This window comes from Streptomyces sp. NPDC020958 (assembly GCF_055562175.1).
In genome coordinates this window covers 533,025-548,798 of sequence record NZ_JBVHFU010000004.1, presented here as the reverse complement: position 1 = coordinate 548,798, position 15,774 = coordinate 533,025, and the positions used below count along the sequence as shown (strand labels likewise).

Sequence of the window (15,774 nt, the reverse complement as noted above, 5' to 3'; positions counted from 1 at the left end):
CTTAGAATTCCCAGGAGGCGAGAACACCCCAGGTCAGTGGTCGGACCGCCCTCATAGTCACAGCGGGCTGCGGGCTCGGGTAACGTCGTCACGGAGCGGCCGTCGCGACTCACTCTGGTCGACGACAGCAGCAACGTGGCGAAGGTCAGTGGGGGGTACTGAAACACACGCGCGCCTGGTCGGTCGGCGCGCCCGCCGTCGTGGCTGACTGTCGTCGGCTGAGGTTCGTGCCACAACCGTGCCAGATGCAGGGGGCTGTCACGGGCAGCGCCGGTGCCTCACGGTCAAGTGCCCGCCCCCTTCCTCGGCCGGCGAAGCCCCAGCTCAGCTCGCAGATCACCCCTCCTCTCCCCTAAAGCGGTGGTCGGAACCGTGTTAGCCGGTTTCAGCGGTTGCTCAGACCGGAGTCGGAGCTAAAGCCCGTGTCGCCTGACGCCCGCGGCAGTAGGGTGAAGCATGCTTGAGACGCTAACAGAAGACGCACTGCCTGCGCTCTTGCCTTCCCAAGAAGAGTATTTGCAACGCCTGTCTCTAATCTTCCCTGCCACTTCTGCTGGCGCTCCGCATGGCGCGAGTCCGGGAGCCGCAGCTGTGGTCTTCGTAGCCCTCTATGTGGGTTCGATCGACGGCGTGCGGCCAATCAACATCGTGACCGTCACAGCGATGAGCGACTCAATCGCGGCTCGACGTAGTGACATGGACCGCCGAGCCTACTACGAGGCGGTAACGGGGCCAGGACGCGCGAGCAAGGTCCAACGGCTGTGTGAGCAAGCTGGCTACCCCCGCGGCACTCCCTGGTATAGGGACAACGCGCGCGAGTACCTGCGTACAGGTCCGGTTGCAGCGCTACTAACGACAGGGGCCTTGCTAAGCGCAAGCTTGCCCACAACCTCCGCGCGCCCCAGATATTCCCTCGACTCTTCCTTTGCGGCTCTCTTCGCACCGGAATTGTCAGGCGACTCCCTGGCCCTGGCTATTAAAAAGTGGCAGACAAGCGTCCACCAAGTTACGCCTCCACCCGTAACAGAGAGTCGTTTTACACTACCCCAAGCCTACTCGGCAATTGTTTCTGGTAACCCAGGAGCATTGCTGGGGCGTAAAGAATGCAGTTGGCTTGACGTCAAGAGTCAACCTTACAAGCTGGGGAATCCAGCAGCTGAGGAAGAATTCTGCAAAGATGTGGCCGCGTTCGCCAATTTGCACGGAGGGCTGCTAGTCATTGGATTTTCAACAGTGGCGAAACGGGATGGCGAAATCATTGAAGCCATCACCCCAATTCGAACTGTAGAGATCAATAGAGAACAATATCGAAAGATCCTGCGCAGTCGAGTCAAGCCATACATTCGCGGACTTGAAGTTGAATGGCATCCTATTGATTCTGAGGCTGGCATTCTGGTGATCTATATCCCGCAGCAGCCCGACGCTCACAAACCGTTCATTCTGTCCAGTAAGCGAGATCCAGCAGCCGTTAAGTGCCCGATCAGGGACGCTGATGGAACGCACTGGCTGAGTGCCGAAGAGCTGGCAAGATACCTATCCCTCGGCTGGAACACAACACGCTAGCAGGAGCGTTACACCCGCATGCCGACCACGCCAAATGATCGAAACCCCAGTCTCCGATAGAGCGTACGGGGCGAGCAGGACGTGCCATAACCGTGCCAGATCGAGCGGGGAACCACGGGGAACGGCGGGGAACTCAGCCGACATTAAATGGGCCACGCCGCCGCTCTGTCGCAGGTCAGCTGAGCAATCGCCCGTGGAGAACCCAAGCTTCCCAAGCTGAGAGCGCGCCATAGCCGATCGCTACCCGAGGAACGCCGGCCGAGGAAGCAACGTGGGCCGCGGCGACAGGAGGTGGGCGACCACCCTCGGCTCGGCAGCCAGAACTGCCACTGCATCGCACTTCATTCCCGGCCCAGTCCCCCTCAGGCTCACCGCGGAGAGCTCTGCTCCCTCGGCGATCAACCGAGACCAGGCACGAGCTTTCTGCTTGTTGACGTAGCCGATCGGACCGTTGCCTGTGTTGGGATAGACCGCCACGGCATAGCCATCGTGGGGGTTGTCAGGCTCAGGCACCAGTCGCAAGGGCTGACCTGGGCGCAGGTCAGCCCGTTTGCCGCCGCCTGGTAGTACGTCACACCTCGTAGGTTGGTGACGTAGAGCCCGGCCCGCTGCAGGCGCCGATCGGTTGGACCGACGAGGAGGCCCGTAGCGTCTTCGCAGAGGCGTAAACCACCTTGGTACTCAACGAGGTGAAGCCGGTGCAGGCCCCCGGGCGGCGGTACGAAGCGGTCTGCGGGTCCGTCTGACGGCACATACATGGGTCCCCCTGCAGCACGGAATCACCGTAGCCTTGCACGGGAGCCAGGCGAGGGCGAGCCGTTCGGTTGAAGACAGATGGGTGGAGAGGAATGACATCCACCACTGACATCAACAGGCGCACACGGTGGCGTACCAAGGCAGCTGGCCTCGGATTCGGCGCCGCCCTCCAACACCGGGGATACGGGGCAGGCACGGCCACCGGATCGAACTCCTAAAGCGGATGTCGCAGGCTCCATCCCGACGGAGCTTTTGACATCTGCCTCTGCCGTCGATGCGCGCCGGCCCGACCGGGACGCCTCCACAGCAGCCGATCCATGTGCCTCATGGCTCGCGCAGGACGTGCGTGTTACACGTCCAGGGCGATGATGATCCGGGAGTCCCCAGGGATCTCCATCACGATGGCCGCCTCATGACCTTGGGCTATGCCGTGGTGCTGCTGAACCACTCGGCGGGACGCCATCCCTCGCCGTGGCGATTGCGCTCTCAATCTCCGTCTTAAGGTGTTCGATTTCACGGTTGGCGCGGCGCGTGAATGACATTGAGTCTGGGTCTTCCCGGTGTGGTCGTCCGCTGGCCATGCTTAGGAGTTGGTCAGGCGCAGGTGGGTGATCTCGTAGGACAAATTGAATGTACCCGTGAAACATCGCCGTAGCTGGCTTGACGATGACGTGGTCAATCTCTCGGACGGTGAGCGACCGAATGCCTTTCATGCGTGGGCCGTAGCCCTCCTTGCGGATAAACACGGTTTCGCCGTCGAAGTTGATGCTCCCGAGGACGCCTTTAACGGTGGTTAGTCTCTTCTGATCGCTGCACACAGCCGGTGGTGTGACATCCTCTCCAGGAACGGCGCGTGAGAGCCGCTGGCCTCCTGCTGGTGCTGCAGGTGCGGCATCAGCGCTGCTGCTCTGCTGCTCTCCATGGTTCCGTGCGGTGCTGGCACCGGAGGTGGGTGCAGACTGTGGGCTGGCAGATTGCTGCTTGGGCGATATACCGCCCGGAATGGACGCACCTGCATCCTGCCACACCGCGCGAAGCCCGGCGATGAAACCGTCGATGTATGCCCTGCTCGGAGTAAAGGACCATTGCTCGTAGCCGATCGGGGCCACCAGGGCCCCGAGGTGATCGGCGAGCAGTGGAAGCCATGTTGGCCTCGTGGTACCCGAGGGGGCTCGTCCCATCTGAATGTCTAGCCACCCATTGCGCCAGCCTTCCAACCAGCTTCCGAAGTCGAAATCTCGGTTGCCAAGCTCATCGAGAGCGGACCAGCCAAGGTGAGGAGCTAGGCGCACTCCGTCCTGGTAGCCGCGCTCTCGTGCACGATGGCGATCGGCCTTCAACGCAGCGACTGCCGCGTCGAGGCCGGATGTCGGACCTGTCCGGTTTAGCCCTGCAGTGACGGTGCTCCTCTGCTTCGACTCCGGGCCGGGTGACGTAGCCTCCGACGGGGTTGGCGGGGTGGTGAGTTTCGGATTTCCCTTGGAGGACTCACCGACTGCGTCGGGTGGTTGGCCTTCCGTCTCGTCTTCGCTGCCGAGCCACATACCCTGCGCATCGATGAACCCCTGAAGCTCAGCGATAAATCCGGGGAGAGACCCATCGCTTAACTCATTGGCCCGCGGAACTTGAATCCACGTCGCTTCGCTACCACGCCGCAATTCCTTCGTGAGGTTGACCCAGAAGAGTCGCTTTTCGTCGCGGTCATAGACCACGCCCACCACAGGGAGACGGCTCTCCTTCCAATCATCCCGATGGTCGGCGACAGGGATGGCGTACCCGTTGGCTCGCTTGTACTTCTGGCCGCTCTTCACCTGGATAGCGATGACGTGCCCGGTACGCCGGCCCTCACTGGCGAACCCGACGTATAGGTCTTCGCCGTGATCAGCGCCCCCGTCGATCTCCTGGACGAGATGGTCATGTTCCTCAAGCAGCGTCCGCAGGGCGTTGACTCCGGCACGCTCGATCTTCCGGCTCGCGCTGATGGTCGCCACGAAGGGCACCTCCCCCGACACGTCCCGCTACCCAATGCAGGGTAGCTGCAGAGACCGACTGTCATGCCCGATCGTCGAGCATCGCGGAGGAGTCGGCCCAGCCCCACGGCCGGAGGGCAACCGGGGCACTCCATAAGCATGCTTTGATCACCGGGTCCATCTCGGAAGCTCCATTGGCTGCGGTACAGCAGCGAGTACAGCAACCTCCGCGCGCGGCCGACCATCAAGGAACGTCAACGGCCGAGTGACCAGCCCAGCAGTCCTCAATGGCCCCGCAGCCGATAGTTCGGGACGAAGAGGTGCGCGGCCGGCGCTGGCAGGTCTCGCTCTTGACCATCGACGAAGCCCGACCGTCGGTTAGGTCCCGGCCTGTTCCCGGGCCGCCCCCAGACAGGGCCGGGGATGCAACTGCACTACAGAGCTGGGTACCTCGGATGCCAGCCGCGCATCCGCGACCCTAGCTGGCGCCACTGACAACGCCTTGCCATGAAGACCTGGCGAGCGTCAGCGCCGGGCCGTCCCTGGGCCGTCCGAGGTCGCTCGACAGTGGCCAAGGACGACCAACGACGACCACCAGGAGCACGAGCCCGCCGCTCCTGACCAGCAAAAACCCAGCTCACCGAGATTCCCGGCAACACCCAGGGCAAGAAGAAGTAGGTTCCGTGATCATGCCCCCGACCTGCGCATACAGCGCGGCGCGGGGGCATTTTCACGGTCTGGGCCCACTGTGGGCCCTCATGCCGAGCCCGAGGCGTACCAGCCGACACCGAAGCCGTCGCCATTGGTCGTCTCCACTCCCAGGCGGGAATGCAGGCTCTGGTCGATCAGATTGTTCTCGGGCTCGAACAGGACCTTGCTGAGAAGGACGGGCGTACCCGAGTAAGCGATCCGGCGGCACATGTCCGGGCCCTCCTGCTCCCGTGGAAGGCGGTGACGCGCCTGGGTGCGGCCGATGTCTGCGTGGTCCTTTCTTCCTCCCCCGCGGCTTCACCGGACGTTCAGAGTCCACGGTGCGCCTGAAGGGGACCGGCCGCCTCACACCCTGCGGGTGGTTCCGCAGGGGACGCCTCGGACCCGGACGGAGCGAGCGCGGCATTCGGCGAGCACGGGAACGAAGCCACGGATTCGCTGCCCTGGGCCACGCGCGCGAAGCGGACCTGTCGCGCGCCCGGTCCAGCAGCCCGGCTCGACGCGCGCTACCAGCCGAGCGTGCCTACGCTTGATTCGCAACCTCCGCTTGTGCAGGGGGGATTCCCGCTTGAGCGGATGAAATGTCCCTACATCGCGAGGAGGCAGGCCAACCATGGCTACTGCACCCGAGACTCCGGTATTCGACACGATCGCCGCCATGACGATCGACTCCATCGAGCACTGTCACATGGACGAGCGGACGCTCATCCTCTCCCGTATTGCCGCACTCGTGGCCATGGACGCACCAGCGATCTCCTATCTGGCCCACATCAACCCCGCGATCAAAGCCGAATTCACGGTCGAGCAACTTCAAGACCTGCTCGTCGCCATCGCCCCTGTCGTCGGGACGGCACGCGTCATGTCAGCCGCCGGCCACATCGCCCAGGCGTTCGGTGTCGCGCTCGCCCTGGCCGACAGTGAAGCCGAAGCCATCGCCCAGGCCGAAGCCGCCAGCCGTACGGCCCCCTAGAGAACCCCACGGCGTACGGCAACCTCCATGCCTCAGCGCGCCGTTGCCTTCCATTGCAGACGGGGTCGTCGGCCGTTGACGGTCGCCGCCATTCGTAGGCTCCGGGAGACGTCTCGACGACCTCGCGCGGGTAGGCCACGCGCGCTCGCGCGAGCAGGTGCCGCTGCTCGGCGGCCCATGCCTTCGACGGCGCGAACAGCGGGACGGTGACGATCACTCCCGACGAGGGCTCGTCGTGAACAGACACCCATAGCCCGCCGCTCTGGTCGGGCTTGAACTTCATGGAGGGAGTCCGTCCGGAATCGAGCCACGTGGCGAACCGACCGGATTCCAGGGTCGTCAGAGCGTTCTCCCCGTCCTCCAGGTCCTCAGGGAGGACGGTCACCGCGAAGGTGGCGTTGACGGTTTCCGTCACGAGGACGATCTCGCAGTCGAGGACGTCGTGTCCGGTCAGGATTCCGGACTGAGAACGCCCGAGGACACGTACGGAGACACGGTGGCCGCTGGTGCCAGGTCTGTCGGGCAGGTGAAGCTCCGCGCATCCTGCCGGACCGCTTACAGTGCCGCACCCCGCCCTCGCGGGGCCTCACACGCTGGAGTGGGGACGTCGGCTCACGCCGTGGTGTGGGTGGTCACGGTGTGGACCGGAGGCTGGTCCGGCCAGGGGAACGCGTAGGCGGGGGCGCCGCCCCGGCGCAGCCGGGCGAGGCGGAGGAGTTCGCGGACGATGCCCGCGTTGCCCATGGCCCAGCCGGTGCGTGGTTCCAGGTCGGGTGGGGTGGCCCGGTGTTCGTGGTTGGACCAGCGGGCGCCCGTGCTGTCCCGGATCGCGCGGACGGCCAGGTCGCGGACCAGGGTGTCGGCGAAGTCGTACGGGTCCTGGAGTTCGGCGATCCGGTCGCCGGCCAGGGCGAGCACTCCCGCGGTGCCGCAGCAGCGGCCGTTGTTGTCCCAGAAGCCGGGGTGCAGGCGCCGGGGCAGGCCGGAGTGGGTGATGGTGTGCCAGCAGCGGTCGGCGAGGGCGGCCCAGACCGGGTCGGCCGTGACGTCCCGCAGGAGCCGGAAGACGTGGGCGTCCCCGGCCGGGCCGTGGCACCAGCCGTAGCTCACGGACGCGGTGGTACCCGGGCGGTACTGGGGGGTCGAGTGCGGTACGAGGAAACCCGCCGGTCCGGCCTCGTCGCGGGCGACGACGTCGGCGGCGCCGGCCAGCGCCAGTTCGACCAGATCCGTACGGCCGGTGCCCGCGCCGACCCTGGCCAGCGCCAGGACGATGCCCAGCGTGCCGTGCGACACGTGGTGCAGACGGGCGTCGACACCCGTGCGGTACGCCCAGTGGACGCCCGCCGGAGTCCGTTCCGCCGTCCGGAGATACGGCTCCAGGGCCAGGACGGCCAGGTCGGCGTCGCCGGCCAGGAACGCCCCGAGGCCGATCCCCGCGTTGCCGCCTATCAGGTCGAACGGCTCGCCCCACCGGGTGCCGTCGAAGTGTGCCCGTACGAGGCCCAGCGCACGGTCGGCGGCGGCACCGGCGGCCGTGTCGCCCAGCTGTTCGTGCACGGCGCGCAGGGCCAGGGCGATTCCGGTGCGGCCGACGTAGAGGGAGTCGCCGTCGATGCCGTCGACCGACTCCGCGAGGCTGCGGGCGGCGCGCAGCGCGGTGTCGGCGTAGGTGTCGTCGCCGAAGTGCCGCCACGCTTCGAGGAGTAGGGGGACGACACCGGCCGTACCGCCGTAGAGCGTCGGGTCGAGTTCGTCGTCCGATGGTTTGGTCGGCCAGGCGAGACCTGCTCCGGTCGTCTCCCGTGCCACTCCGGTCAGCCAGCGGAGCCCGTCCACCGCGAGTGCCTCTGTCTCCTCGGCCTGCCACGTCTCCGGTGTCGTCATGGGGTCACTTTCGCATCCCCGAAGGGGAGTTCCGTAGGTGACCGCAGGTGGGCCGACGGACCGGGGCGGCCGCGAGGGCCGTTCAAAAGCAGTCGAGCGCGGGCCGTCCGCCCTCGTAGAGTCCGGTCCATGACAACGCGGGACTGGTTCGAGATCGACGACCCGGACGACGAGTTCGAGTTCACCGACGCCGAGCGGGAGTTCGTCTCGGGGCTGAACGGTTTCTGCCGGGCCTGGGCGCCGGCCGACGTGTTCGGGGAGGTGGCCCGGCCCGACGGCTGGGGGGCGCTGCTGGCGTCGGTCGGTCTTACCGACCGGGTGGAGCCGCGGCTGCACCTCGTCGACCTGGGCGTGCACCTGGTCGGCGACCGTGTCCAGGGGGACCGGCTGCACAACCAGCTGTATCGGCTCCCGGACGCGCCCAGCGCATGGGCGCTCGACGCCACGGGGCCGACGGACCGGCTCGCCCGGCTCGCGGCGGACTGGTTCCGCACCGTCCTGGACAAGCCGATCGTGCTGTACGTGTGGCTCCACGAGGGCTACGCCTACGCCGCCCGCTACGCCTTCGCCGACAGCGGCGAGACGATCTGCCAGAGCTACGCGCGCACCATGGCGCCGCCCGGTCAGGCCGAGAAACTGATCGCGGCAGGGCACGTACACGGCAGGGGCTGGATCCAGACCGTCGGACTGCCGACCCCCTCCCTCTACCTGCACATCCGGGGCGACCTCGGGAAGGCCGGTGACATGGCGGGGGTTCCGGCGGGCGGGAAGCGCGGGCCGTTGCCCGGGCCCTGGTACGAGTAGCTGCACGGAACGCCCGTGCTCACCAGATCGACAGCGGTACCTCGTGGATCTCGTCGGCCGGGTGACCGGTGCGTTCGTGGACGCGCCTGACCGCCTCGGCCGAGGGTGCGTCGGAGAGGCAGTAGACGTTGCCGGACTCGGGGTCGGCCCAGGCCCGTTCGAAGTGCACGCCCTCGTCCTTCTCGGCGGCCAGGTCGGCCTCGTGGGCCTCCTTGAGCTGGTCGGCGGTGATGCCCTGCATCCCGTGGTGGACGTCCATGAACTGCGGCATGGCTGCCACCTCCTTCACCTTTTACGGGGCAATTCCATGCTGCGCCCGTCGCGCGTGCCCGGCACGCGAAGGGCCCCGGACCTGAGTCCGGGGCCCTCCGCCGTGTCCGGGTCGTCCGCTCAGCCGCACTGGCACGGGCCGCCCGACTGGCAGCCGCAGCCGCAGCCCGAGCCGCACCCGCAGGCGCCGATGACCAGGAGGTTCTTGATCTCGGTGGGCTGGTCGGTGTCGCGTTCCTGCGTGGGGTCGGGCGTGGTGCTGGGGGATTCGGCCATGGATCCCTCCTAGAGGTCCCTAGAGAAAAGCAGCCCTGGCCCCTGGATTCCCCAGAAGCAGGGGTGCCCTTGCCCATTCCATGCCCGTTCCGCTGGGCGCATCAACGGCGCACGGTGGCGCTCGCACGCCTGCCCCGCACCGCGCGAGCCCCGCCCGCCGAGGCGGTCACGCCCCCTCGGTGCCCGTCACCGGCTGGATGTCGGGCTGCAGATCGTCCGCGTGCTCGCCGGTGACCAGGAAGACGACGCGCTTGGCGACGGCGACCGCGTGGTCGGCGTACCGCTCGTAGTAGCGGCCGAGCAGCGTCACGTCGACGGCCGTCTCGATGCCGTGCTTCCAGCGGTCGTCCAGCAGGTGCGAGAAGAGCGTGCGGTGCAGCAGGTCCATCTCGTCGTCGTCCTGCTCCAGCTGGAGCGCCAGGTCGACGTCCTTGGTGACGATGACCTCGGCGGCCTTGGCCATCAGGCGCTGCGCGAGCTGGCCCATCTCCAGGATGGTGGCTTCCAGGTCCCGCGGGACCGCGCGCTCCGGGAAGCGCAGCCGGGCCAGCTTCGCCACGTGCTGGGCGAGGTCGCCGGAGCGCTCCAGGTCGGCGGACATCCGCAGCGAGGTGACGACGATCCGCAGGTCGGTCGCCACCGGCTGCTGGCGGGCGAGCAGGGCTATCGCACGCGCCTCCAGGTCGTGGTGGAGCTCGTCCACCTTCTGATCGGCCTCGATGACGCTCTCGGCCAGCTTCAGGTCGCCGTCGAGGATCGCCGTCGTGGCGCGCCCGATGGCCGAGCCGACCAGCCTGGCCATGTCGACCAGGCTGTCGCCGATCGAGTCGAGTTCCTCGTGGTACGCGTCCCGCATCAGGGGTTCCCTCTCGTGCGTGTGTTCCAGGGGTTCCGGGGGCCGGGGCCCGTGGCCGAAACCAGCTGCGAACCCCACGCTCCCACGTTCCGGTCTCAACGCGACCGTTTCTGCCACCCCAAATGAACCAATACTGGCTCCAAGGTGAACTCTGGGCGACGAGTGTTCGAGGTCGCACTTCCATGGCTGTGGGGATGTCGTACCCCCTGCTTAACCTGTTTGCATGGACGTGAACGCGGCGGTCGCCGCAGCGGCAGCGATCGCCGGGGTACTCACCGGTGTCATCGCCATGCTGGCGTTCCGCTGGAGCGAACGCGACCAGAAGCGACCGACCAGGACTTCTCTGCACACCGACCCCGTACTGCCCCCGGGCGTGGACACCGTGCTGAGCGTGCTGCGCTCCTCGGCGGTCGTCCTGGACGAGGCCGACACCGTCGTCAAGGCGAGCTCGGCGGCGTACGCCCTCGGACTCGTGCGCGGTGGCAAACTCGCCGTCGAGCCGATGCTCGGGATGGCCAGGGACACCCGTCGGGACGGCGAGATACGACAGGTGGAGCTGGACCTGCCCCGACGCGGCACCGGCCGCGGCGAGGCCCTCGCGGTCTCCGCCCGGGTGGCGCCGCTCGGCTCCCGGCTCGTGCTGCTGCTCGTCGAGGACCTCACCGAGGCCCGTCGCATCGAGGCGGTACGCCGTGATTTCGTGGCGAACGTGAGCCATGAGCTCAAGACCCCGGTCGGCGCGCTCTCCCTGCTCTCCGAGGCCGTCATGGACGCCTCGGACGATCCGGAGGCCGTGCAGCGCTTCGCCGGCCGTATGCAGATCGAGGCCACGCGCCTGACCAACCTGGTCCAGGAGCTCATCGACCTGTCGAGAGTGCAGAACGACGATCCGCTGGAGGACGCCGAGCCCGTCCGCGTGGACGAACTCGTCGCCGAGGCGATCGACCGGTGCCGCCACCAGGCCGGCACCAAGCAGATCACCATGGCCGCCGGCGGCACCGCCGACCTGCACGTCTGGGGCAACCGCGGTCAGCTCGCCGCCGCGCTCGGCAACCTGGTCGAGAACGCCGTCAACTACTCCCCGGCCCGCACCCGGGTCGGGATAGCCGCCCGCCGGGTCAGCATGCCCGGCGGCGACATGATCGAGCTCGCCGTGACCGACCAGGGCATCGGCATCTCCGACAAGGACAAGGAGCGCATCTTCGAGCGCTTCTACCGCGTCGACCCGGCCCGTTCCCGGGCCACCGGTGGCACCGGCCTCGGCCTCGCCATCGTCAAGCACGTGGCCGCCTCGCACGGCGGGGAGGTCACGGTGTGGAGCGCCGAGAACCAGGGCTCCACGTTCACCCTCCGGCTGCCGGAGGCGGGCGCGGTACGCGACCGCGCGTCGCAGCACCCCGACCCCGACCTCGACGACGAGGCCGGCACCACCGAGTCATCCCCGTACGAACCGCTTCCCGCCCCGGAGGTCCTTCCGTGACCCGTGTGCTCGTCGTCGAGGACGAGGAGTCCTTCTCCGACGCCCTGTCGTACATGCTCCGCAAGGAGGGCTTCGAGGTCGCCGTGGCGGCCACCGGGCCCGACGGACTCGACGAGTTCGAGCGCAACGGCGCCGACCTCGTCCTCCTCGACCTGATGCTGCCGGGGCTGCCCGGTACCGAGGTCTGCCGCCAGCTGCGCGGCCGCTCCAACGTCCCCGTCATCATGGTGACGGCCAAGGACAGCGAGATCGACAAGGTCGTCGGGCTCGAAATAGGAGCCGACGACTACGTCACCAAGCCCTTCTCCTCCCGTGAGCTGGTCGCCCGCATCCGCGCGGTGCTGCGCCGCCGGGGCGAGCCGGAGGAGGTCACGCCGGCCGCGCTGGAGGCCGGCCCGGTCCGCATGGACGTCGACCGCCACGTGGTCACCGTCTCCGGCTCCAAGGTCGACCTCCCCCTCAAGGAGTTCGACCTGCTGGAGATGCTGCTGCGCAACGCGGGCCGCGTCCTGACCCGCATGCAGCTCATCGACCGGGTGTGGGGCGCCGACTACGTGGGCGACACCAAGACCCTCGACGTCCACGTCAAGCGCCTGCGCGCGAAGATCGAGCCGGACCCGGGCGCGCCGCGGTACCTGGTGACGGTCCGGGGGCTCGGGTACAAGTTCGAGCCGTAAACCGCTGACCTGGACGAACGCCTGAAGGGCGGCCCCCGCCGGGGGCCGCCCTTCAGGCGTTCTCGTACGACGGCGCGACCGGCCTGCGACCGATCAGCCCGCGTTCGCCGACGCCGACGCCGAGTCGCTCGGGTTGGCGGAGGCGCTCTCCGACGCCTTGCCCTTGCCCGGCTTGGCGCTCTCGCTCGCCTTGCTGCCCGCGGCCGGGGAGCCGGAGGCGGCCGGGGAGCTGGAGGCGGACGCGGAGGCGGAGGGCGACGGGACCGAGCTCGGGCCCCAGCCGGTGAAGTAGCTCTCCGCGGGGACCACGAACGCCCGCAGGCTCACGTCACCGGTCTTGCTGAAGGTGAACGTGATCTTCTGAGCGTTGCCGTCCTTGATCGCCTCACGGCTGCTGGGCAGCACCGCGGAGGCGTTGTCCTTGCCGCCCAGGATCAGCCGGCCGCCGCCCGGGATGGTCAGCGGCTGCGACTTGGTGGCGTGCAGCTCGGCGGTCTTGTCGGTGCCGGCGACGACGATCGACTGGAGCGTCTCCGGCTGGGTGCCCGTGTTGAAGATGGTCGCGGAGATCACCGCGGGGCCGGTCGACGTGAGGTCGGGCTGGGTGATCACGGTCGCGTTCTGGACCTTGATGTCGCCGACGCTGGTCGCGGCGTTGTCCGGCTTGATCTCCAGGGTCTGGGAGTCGTTGCCGGCACCGCACGCGGCGAGCGAGGCGACGGAGAAGGCGATGGCGGAGGCGGCGAGGGCGCCGCGTCGAAGGCTGCTGCTCACGGCGGCGGCATCTCCTTGAACGCGCGGGCGACTCCCTTATAAAGCCACCCTAAGTGTCTGTCAGCGGCCTTAGGTTACCGAGCCGTTCCCGCGCGGCCGCACCCGACCCTCCCCAAGCCCCGTCCTTCCCTCCACCAGGGGGTACCCGGGGCGCCGCACGTGGCGCCCCGGCCGCTTTGCCGCGACGCGCGTCAGGCATTCACATAACTCGTCCGCAACACGCGGCGCAAAATTTACGTGAAGGAATGCATGACCACCGGGGAAATCGATCACGTACCGTTCGGTCGGACGCGGGTGATCAATTCCGGAAACCCCTCGGATCCGGCTCGGGTGACCGAACGGAGTAGCGGAAGTCGTACGCTTGGAAGCGGACATTTGTGGACGTTAAGCCACTTGGGGAGCTGTCCGGATGTGTGTAACGTGCGCGTTTCTCCTCGCCCGAAGAGGTGCTCCGACCTGCGAATACCTGCCTCCGGACGGCCCGCGCAGCACGTTCCTGTCGCTGTTGTCAAGCCCTGAGATATGCCCTGACCTGCGAAAACGCCATTCAGAACCGCCGGTTTCCGTGTTACCCTGGATAGCCACGGAAGGGGTACCTGTCACATGACGTTCAAGGTTGGCGACACCGTGGTCTATCCCCATCACGGGGCCGCGCTGATCGAGGCCATCGAAACTCGCCAGATCAAAGGCGTGGACAAGACCTACTTGGTGCTGAAGGTCGCCCAGGGTGACCTGACGGTACGTGTGCCAGCGGACAATGCGGAGTTCGTCGGCGTGCGTGATGTGGTCGGTCAGGACGGGCTGGACCGGGTCTTCGAGGTGCTGCGCGCGCCGTACGCCGAGGAGCCCACGAACTGGTCCCGTCGATACAAGGCAAACCTGGAGAAGCTCGCCTCCGGCGATGTCATCAAGGTCGCGGAAGTCGTGCGTGACCTGTGGCGTCGTGAGCGCGAGCGCGGACTCTCCGCAGGTGAGAAGCGCATGCTCGCCAAGGCCCGCCAGATCCTGGTGAGCGAGCTCGCCCTCGCGGAGAACACGAACGAGGACAAGGCCGAGGCCCTGCTCGACGAGGTGCTCGCGTCCTGACGCGGTCCGGCTCGACACGCTGAAACGCTGAACTCCGCACACTGAAATGCCGCGGTGCCCGATGACAAGCCACTGTCGCCGGGCGCTGCGGCATCTCTGTGCCCGGCACCCGTCGTACGGAAACGTCATACGGCAACGGCACCCACCGTACGGAACTCTCACTCGGAAACCCGCCCTGAGACCCACCCCGGCGGGGACCCCCGATACTAGGCGTGCCGGGCCCGGGCTGCTGGCTCGACCAGTGTCACGGAAGGGTCCGGTCAAGGCGTCGCGCCCGGCACTTCCCAGGCCATACCCACGCCAGGCCCGCACACAAACCTGACAGGAACCGATGTCTGACGATTCGCGTCCTTCGCGTACGGAACCGCTGACGGAACGGCCGGCGGAACCGCGCGCCGCACTGCGCACGGCAGCCGTGATTCCCGCCGCCGGCCGTGGCGTACGGCTCGGTCCGGGCGCCCCGAAGGCGCTCCGCGCGCTGAACGGCACCCCCATGCTCGTCCACGCCGTGCGCGCGTTGGCCGCCTCCCGCGCCGTCTCCCTGGTCGTGGTCGTGGCCCCGCCCGACGGCGCCTCCGAGGTCAAGTCCCTGCTGGACGCGCACGCGCTTCCCGACCGCACCGACTTCCTCGTGGTCCCCGGCGGCGAGTCCCGCCAGGAGTCCGTGCGGCTCGGCCTCGACGCGCTGCCCCCCGAGTACGACATCGTCCTCGTCCACGACGCGGCCCGCCCCCTCGTCCCCGTCGACACGGTCGACGCGGTCGTCCAGGCGGTCCGCGACGGCGCCCGGGCCGTGGTCCCCGCCCTTCCGCTGGCCGACACGGTCAAGGAGGTCGAGCCGGCGGCCGTACCCGGCGACCCCGAGCCCGTGCTCGCCACCCCGCGCCGCGACCGCCTGCGCGCGGTCCAGACGCCCCAGGGCTTCGACCGCGCGACGCTGGTCCGCGCCCACGAGACGGTCACCGACGACGTCACCGACGACGCGAGCATGGTGGAGCGGCTCGGCGAGCAGGTCGTGGTCGTCCCCGGCCACGAGGAGGCCTTCAAGGTCACCCGCCCCCTCGACCTGGTGCTCGCGGAAGCGGTCCTGGCCCGCAGGAGGCTGAACGATGGGTTCTGAGCCGGTTTCTGAGCCGGTTTCTGAGCCGGTTTCTGAGGTGATCCTCCCCCGGGTGGGCATCGGTACCGACATCCACGCCTTCGAGGAGGGCCGCGACCTGTGGTGCGCCGGCCTGAAGTGGGAGGGCGAGGGCCCGGGACTCGCCGGGCACTCCGACGCGGACGTCGTCGCGCACGCCGCGTGCAACGCGCTGTTCTCGGCGGCAGGACTGGGTGACCTGGGGCAGCACTTCGGCACCGGTCGTCCCGAGTGGTCGGGCGCGTCCGGGGTGACCCTGCTGACGGAGGCGGCCCGGATCGTCCGCGCCGCCGGATTCGTGATCGGGAACGTCGCCGTACAGGTCGTCGGCCCGCGCCCGAAGATCGGAAAGCGCCGGGACGAGGCCGAGAAGATCCTCTCGGACGCGGCCGGGGCTCCCGTGTCGGTTTCCGGGGCCACTACGGACGGCCTGGGGTTCCCGGGCAGGGGCGAAGGTCTCATGGCGGTGGCGACGGCGTTGGTCGTGAAAACGGCGTGACCGGATTCTTATGGGGGCGCGGGGAACCGCGCGACAAGCCGCCGTGCACCCGCACCC

The 15,774-nt window shown here is 67.9% G+C and carries 16 protein-coding genes and 1 pseudogene; 8 read left to right on the top strand and 9 right to left on the bottom strand.

Annotated elements, in window-relative coordinates:
- The first annotated feature begins 456 nt into the window (after window positions 1-456).
- Window positions 457-1,563 carry an RNA-binding domain-containing protein gene (locus ACZ3KP_RS16385; RefSeq protein WP_451469735.1) on the top strand — a complete coding sequence of 369 codons (1,107 nt, stop codon included), beginning with the start codon at window positions 457-459 and terminating at the stop codon, window positions 1,561-1,563.
- A 240-nt stretch (window positions 1,564-1,803) separates the two neighbouring features.
- Here the strand turns inward: ACZ3KP_RS16385 and ACZ3KP_RS16380 are convergent, their stop codons facing one another.
- The 3 genes and pseudogenes from ACZ3KP_RS16380 to ACZ3KP_RS16370 all read right to left on the bottom strand — a co-directional run.
- Window positions 1,804-2,103, bottom strand: coding sequence for an HIRAN domain-containing protein (locus ACZ3KP_RS16380; RefSeq protein ID WP_467500292.1), 300 nt, complete (start codon window positions 2,101-2,103; stop codon window positions 1,804-1,806).
- 626 nt (window positions 2,104-2,729) lie between these two features.
- Window positions 2,730-4,310 carry a DUF4365 domain-containing protein gene (locus tag ACZ3KP_RS16375; protein WP_467500065.1) on the bottom strand — a complete coding sequence of 527 codons (1,581 nt, stop codon included), beginning with the start codon at window positions 4,308-4,310 and terminating at the stop codon, window positions 2,730-2,732.
- A gap of 747 nt (window positions 4,311-5,057) precedes the next feature.
- Window positions 5,058-5,210 (bottom strand): annotated as a pseudogene (locus ACZ3KP_RS16370) (class II glutamine amidotransferase); the annotation flags it as partial.
- Between the two features lie 403 nt (window positions 5,211-5,613).
- Between ACZ3KP_RS16370 and ACZ3KP_RS16365 the strand changes: the two are divergent.
- Window positions 5,614-5,970 (top strand): carboxymuconolactone decarboxylase, encoded by a 357-nt coding sequence (locus ACZ3KP_RS16365; protein WP_360561406.1) that lies wholly within the window; start codon window positions 5,614-5,616, stop codon window positions 5,968-5,970.
- Here the strand turns inward: ACZ3KP_RS16365 and ACZ3KP_RS16360 are convergent.
- Complete coding sequence (locus ACZ3KP_RS16360) at window positions 5,858-6,496, bottom strand: DUF5959 family protein (RefSeq protein ID WP_467500290.1); 639 nt, start codon at window positions 6,494-6,496, stop codon at window positions 5,858-5,860. The two genes, ACZ3KP_RS16365 and ACZ3KP_RS16360, sit on opposite strands and share 113 nt — an antisense overlap.
- An 86-nt stretch (window positions 6,497-6,582) precedes the next feature.
- Window positions 6,583-7,857, bottom strand: a complete 1,275-nt coding sequence (locus tag ACZ3KP_RS16355) for a lanthionine synthetase LanC family protein (RefSeq protein WP_467500063.1) — start codon at window positions 7,855-7,857, stop codon at window positions 6,583-6,585.
- A gap of 129 nt (window positions 7,858-7,986) precedes the next feature.
- On the opposite strand from ACZ3KP_RS16355, the gene ACZ3KP_RS16350 reads away from it, so the two are divergent.
- The gene (locus ACZ3KP_RS16350) at window positions 7,987-8,661 is read left to right on the top strand and encodes a hypothetical protein (RefSeq protein ID WP_467500061.1); all 675 of its coding nucleotides are present in this window, start codon (window positions 7,987-7,989) and stop codon (window positions 8,659-8,661) included.
- A gap of 19 nt (window positions 8,662-8,680) precedes the next feature.
- Here ACZ3KP_RS16350 and ACZ3KP_RS16345 read toward each other — a convergent pair whose 3' ends face one another.
- The 3 genes from ACZ3KP_RS16345 to phoU all read right to left on the bottom strand — a co-directional run bounded on the left by ACZ3KP_RS16345 (window position 8,681) and on the right by phoU (window position 10,063).
- Entirely contained in the window at window positions 8,681-8,932 is a 252-nt protein-coding gene (locus tag ACZ3KP_RS16345) for an SCO4226 family nickel-binding protein (protein WP_132892042.1), read from the bottom strand.
- A gap of 119 nt (window positions 8,933-9,051) precedes the next feature.
- On the bottom strand, window positions 9,052-9,207 hold the full coding sequence (locus tag ACZ3KP_RS16340) for a hypothetical protein (protein WP_467500059.1): 156 nt from the start codon (window positions 9,205-9,207) through the stop codon (window positions 9,052-9,054).
- 166 nt (window positions 9,208-9,373) lie between these two features.
- Window positions 9,374-10,063: a phosphate signaling complex protein PhoU gene (phoU, locus tag ACZ3KP_RS16335; protein ID WP_132892041.1), complete on the bottom strand. Its 690-nt coding sequence runs from the start codon at window positions 10,061-10,063 to the stop codon at window positions 9,374-9,376.
- A 223-nt stretch (window positions 10,064-10,286) separates the two neighbouring features.
- Here phoU and phoR point away from each other — a divergent pair, with 223 nt between their 5' ends.
- Both phoR and phoP read left to right on the top strand, forming a co-directional pair.
- Window positions 10,287-11,543 (top strand): two-component system sensor histidine kinase PhoR, encoded by a 1,257-nt coding sequence (gene phoR, locus ACZ3KP_RS16330; RefSeq protein WP_358974486.1) that lies wholly within the window; start codon window positions 10,287-10,289, stop codon window positions 11,541-11,543.
- Window positions 11,544-11,548: 5 nt separating this feature from the next.
- Window positions 11,549-12,220: a two-component system response regulator PhoP gene (phoP, locus tag ACZ3KP_RS16325; RefSeq protein WP_018568744.1), complete on the top strand. Its 672-nt coding sequence runs from the start codon at window positions 11,549-11,551 to the stop codon at window positions 12,218-12,220.
- Window positions 12,221-12,313: 93 nt separating this feature from the next.
- Here phoP and ACZ3KP_RS16320 read toward each other — a convergent pair whose 3' ends face one another.
- On the bottom strand, window positions 12,314-12,994 hold the full coding sequence (locus ACZ3KP_RS16320; protein ID WP_467500057.1) for a copper chaperone PCu(A)C: 681 nt from the start codon (window positions 12,992-12,994) through the stop codon (window positions 12,314-12,316).
- A 603-nt stretch (window positions 12,995-13,597) separates the two neighbouring features.
- On the opposite strand from ACZ3KP_RS16320, the gene ACZ3KP_RS16315 reads away from it, so the two are divergent.
- The 3 genes from ACZ3KP_RS16315 (at window position 13,598) to ispF (ending at window position 15,717) form a co-directional block, all read left to right on the top strand.
- Window positions 13,598-14,080 (top strand): CarD family transcriptional regulator, encoded by a 483-nt coding sequence (locus ACZ3KP_RS16315; protein WP_003953493.1) that lies wholly within the window; start codon window positions 13,598-13,600, stop codon window positions 14,078-14,080.
- Window positions 14,081-14,411: 331 nt separating this feature from the next.
- A complete protein-coding gene (gene ispD, locus ACZ3KP_RS16310; RefSeq protein ID WP_358974480.1) occupies window positions 14,412-15,200 on the top strand; it encodes a 2-C-methyl-D-erythritol 4-phosphate cytidylyltransferase in 789 nt (262 codons plus the stop codon).
- On the top strand, window positions 15,190-15,717 hold the full coding sequence (ispF, locus tag ACZ3KP_RS16305) for a 2-C-methyl-D-erythritol 2,4-cyclodiphosphate synthase (protein WP_467500055.1): 528 nt from the start codon (window positions 15,190-15,192) through the stop codon (window positions 15,715-15,717). Before ispD ends, ispF begins: the two co-directional genes overlap by 11 nt.
- Window positions 15,718-15,774: the final 57 nt, after the last annotated feature.

Excerpts from the sequence above, each read along its gene's own strand:
- ACZ3KP_RS16385 (WP_451469735.1), top strand. The coding sequence starts at position 457 with ATGCTTGAGACGCTAACAGAAGACGCACTGCCTGCGCTCTTGCCTTCC.
- ACZ3KP_RS16365 (WP_360561406.1), top strand. The coding sequence starts at position 5,614 with ATGGCTACTGCACCCGAGACTCCGGTATTCGACACGATCGCCGCCATG.
- ACZ3KP_RS16355 (WP_467500063.1), bottom strand. The coding sequence starts at position 7,857 with ATGACGACACCGGAGACGTGGCAGGCCGAGGAGACAGAGGCACTCGCG.
- ACZ3KP_RS16350 (WP_467500061.1), top strand. The coding sequence starts at position 7,987 with ATGACAACGCGGGACTGGTTCGAGATCGACGACCCGGACGACGAGTTC.
- ACZ3KP_RS16345 (WP_132892042.1), bottom strand. The coding sequence starts at position 8,932 with ATGCCGCAGTTCATGGACGTCCACCACGGGATGCAGGGCATCACCGCC.
- ACZ3KP_RS16340 (WP_467500059.1), bottom strand. The coding sequence starts at position 9,207 with ATGGCCGAATCCCCCAGCACCACGCCCGACCCCACGCAGGAACGCGAC.
- phoU (WP_132892041.1), bottom strand. The coding sequence starts at position 10,063 with ATGCGGGACGCGTACCACGAGGAACTCGACTCGATCGGCGACAGCCTG.
- phoR (WP_358974486.1), top strand. The coding sequence starts at position 10,287 with ATGGACGTGAACGCGGCGGTCGCCGCAGCGGCAGCGATCGCCGGGGTA.
- ACZ3KP_RS16315 (WP_003953493.1), top strand. The coding sequence starts at position 13,598 with ATGACGTTCAAGGTTGGCGACACCGTGGTCTATCCCCATCACGGGGCC.
- ispD (WP_358974480.1), top strand. The coding sequence starts at position 14,412 with ATGTCTGACGATTCGCGTCCTTCGCGTACGGAACCGCTGACGGAACGG.
- ispF (WP_467500055.1), top strand. The coding sequence starts at position 15,190 with ATGGGTTCTGAGCCGGTTTCTGAGCCGGTTTCTGAGCCGGTTTCTGAG.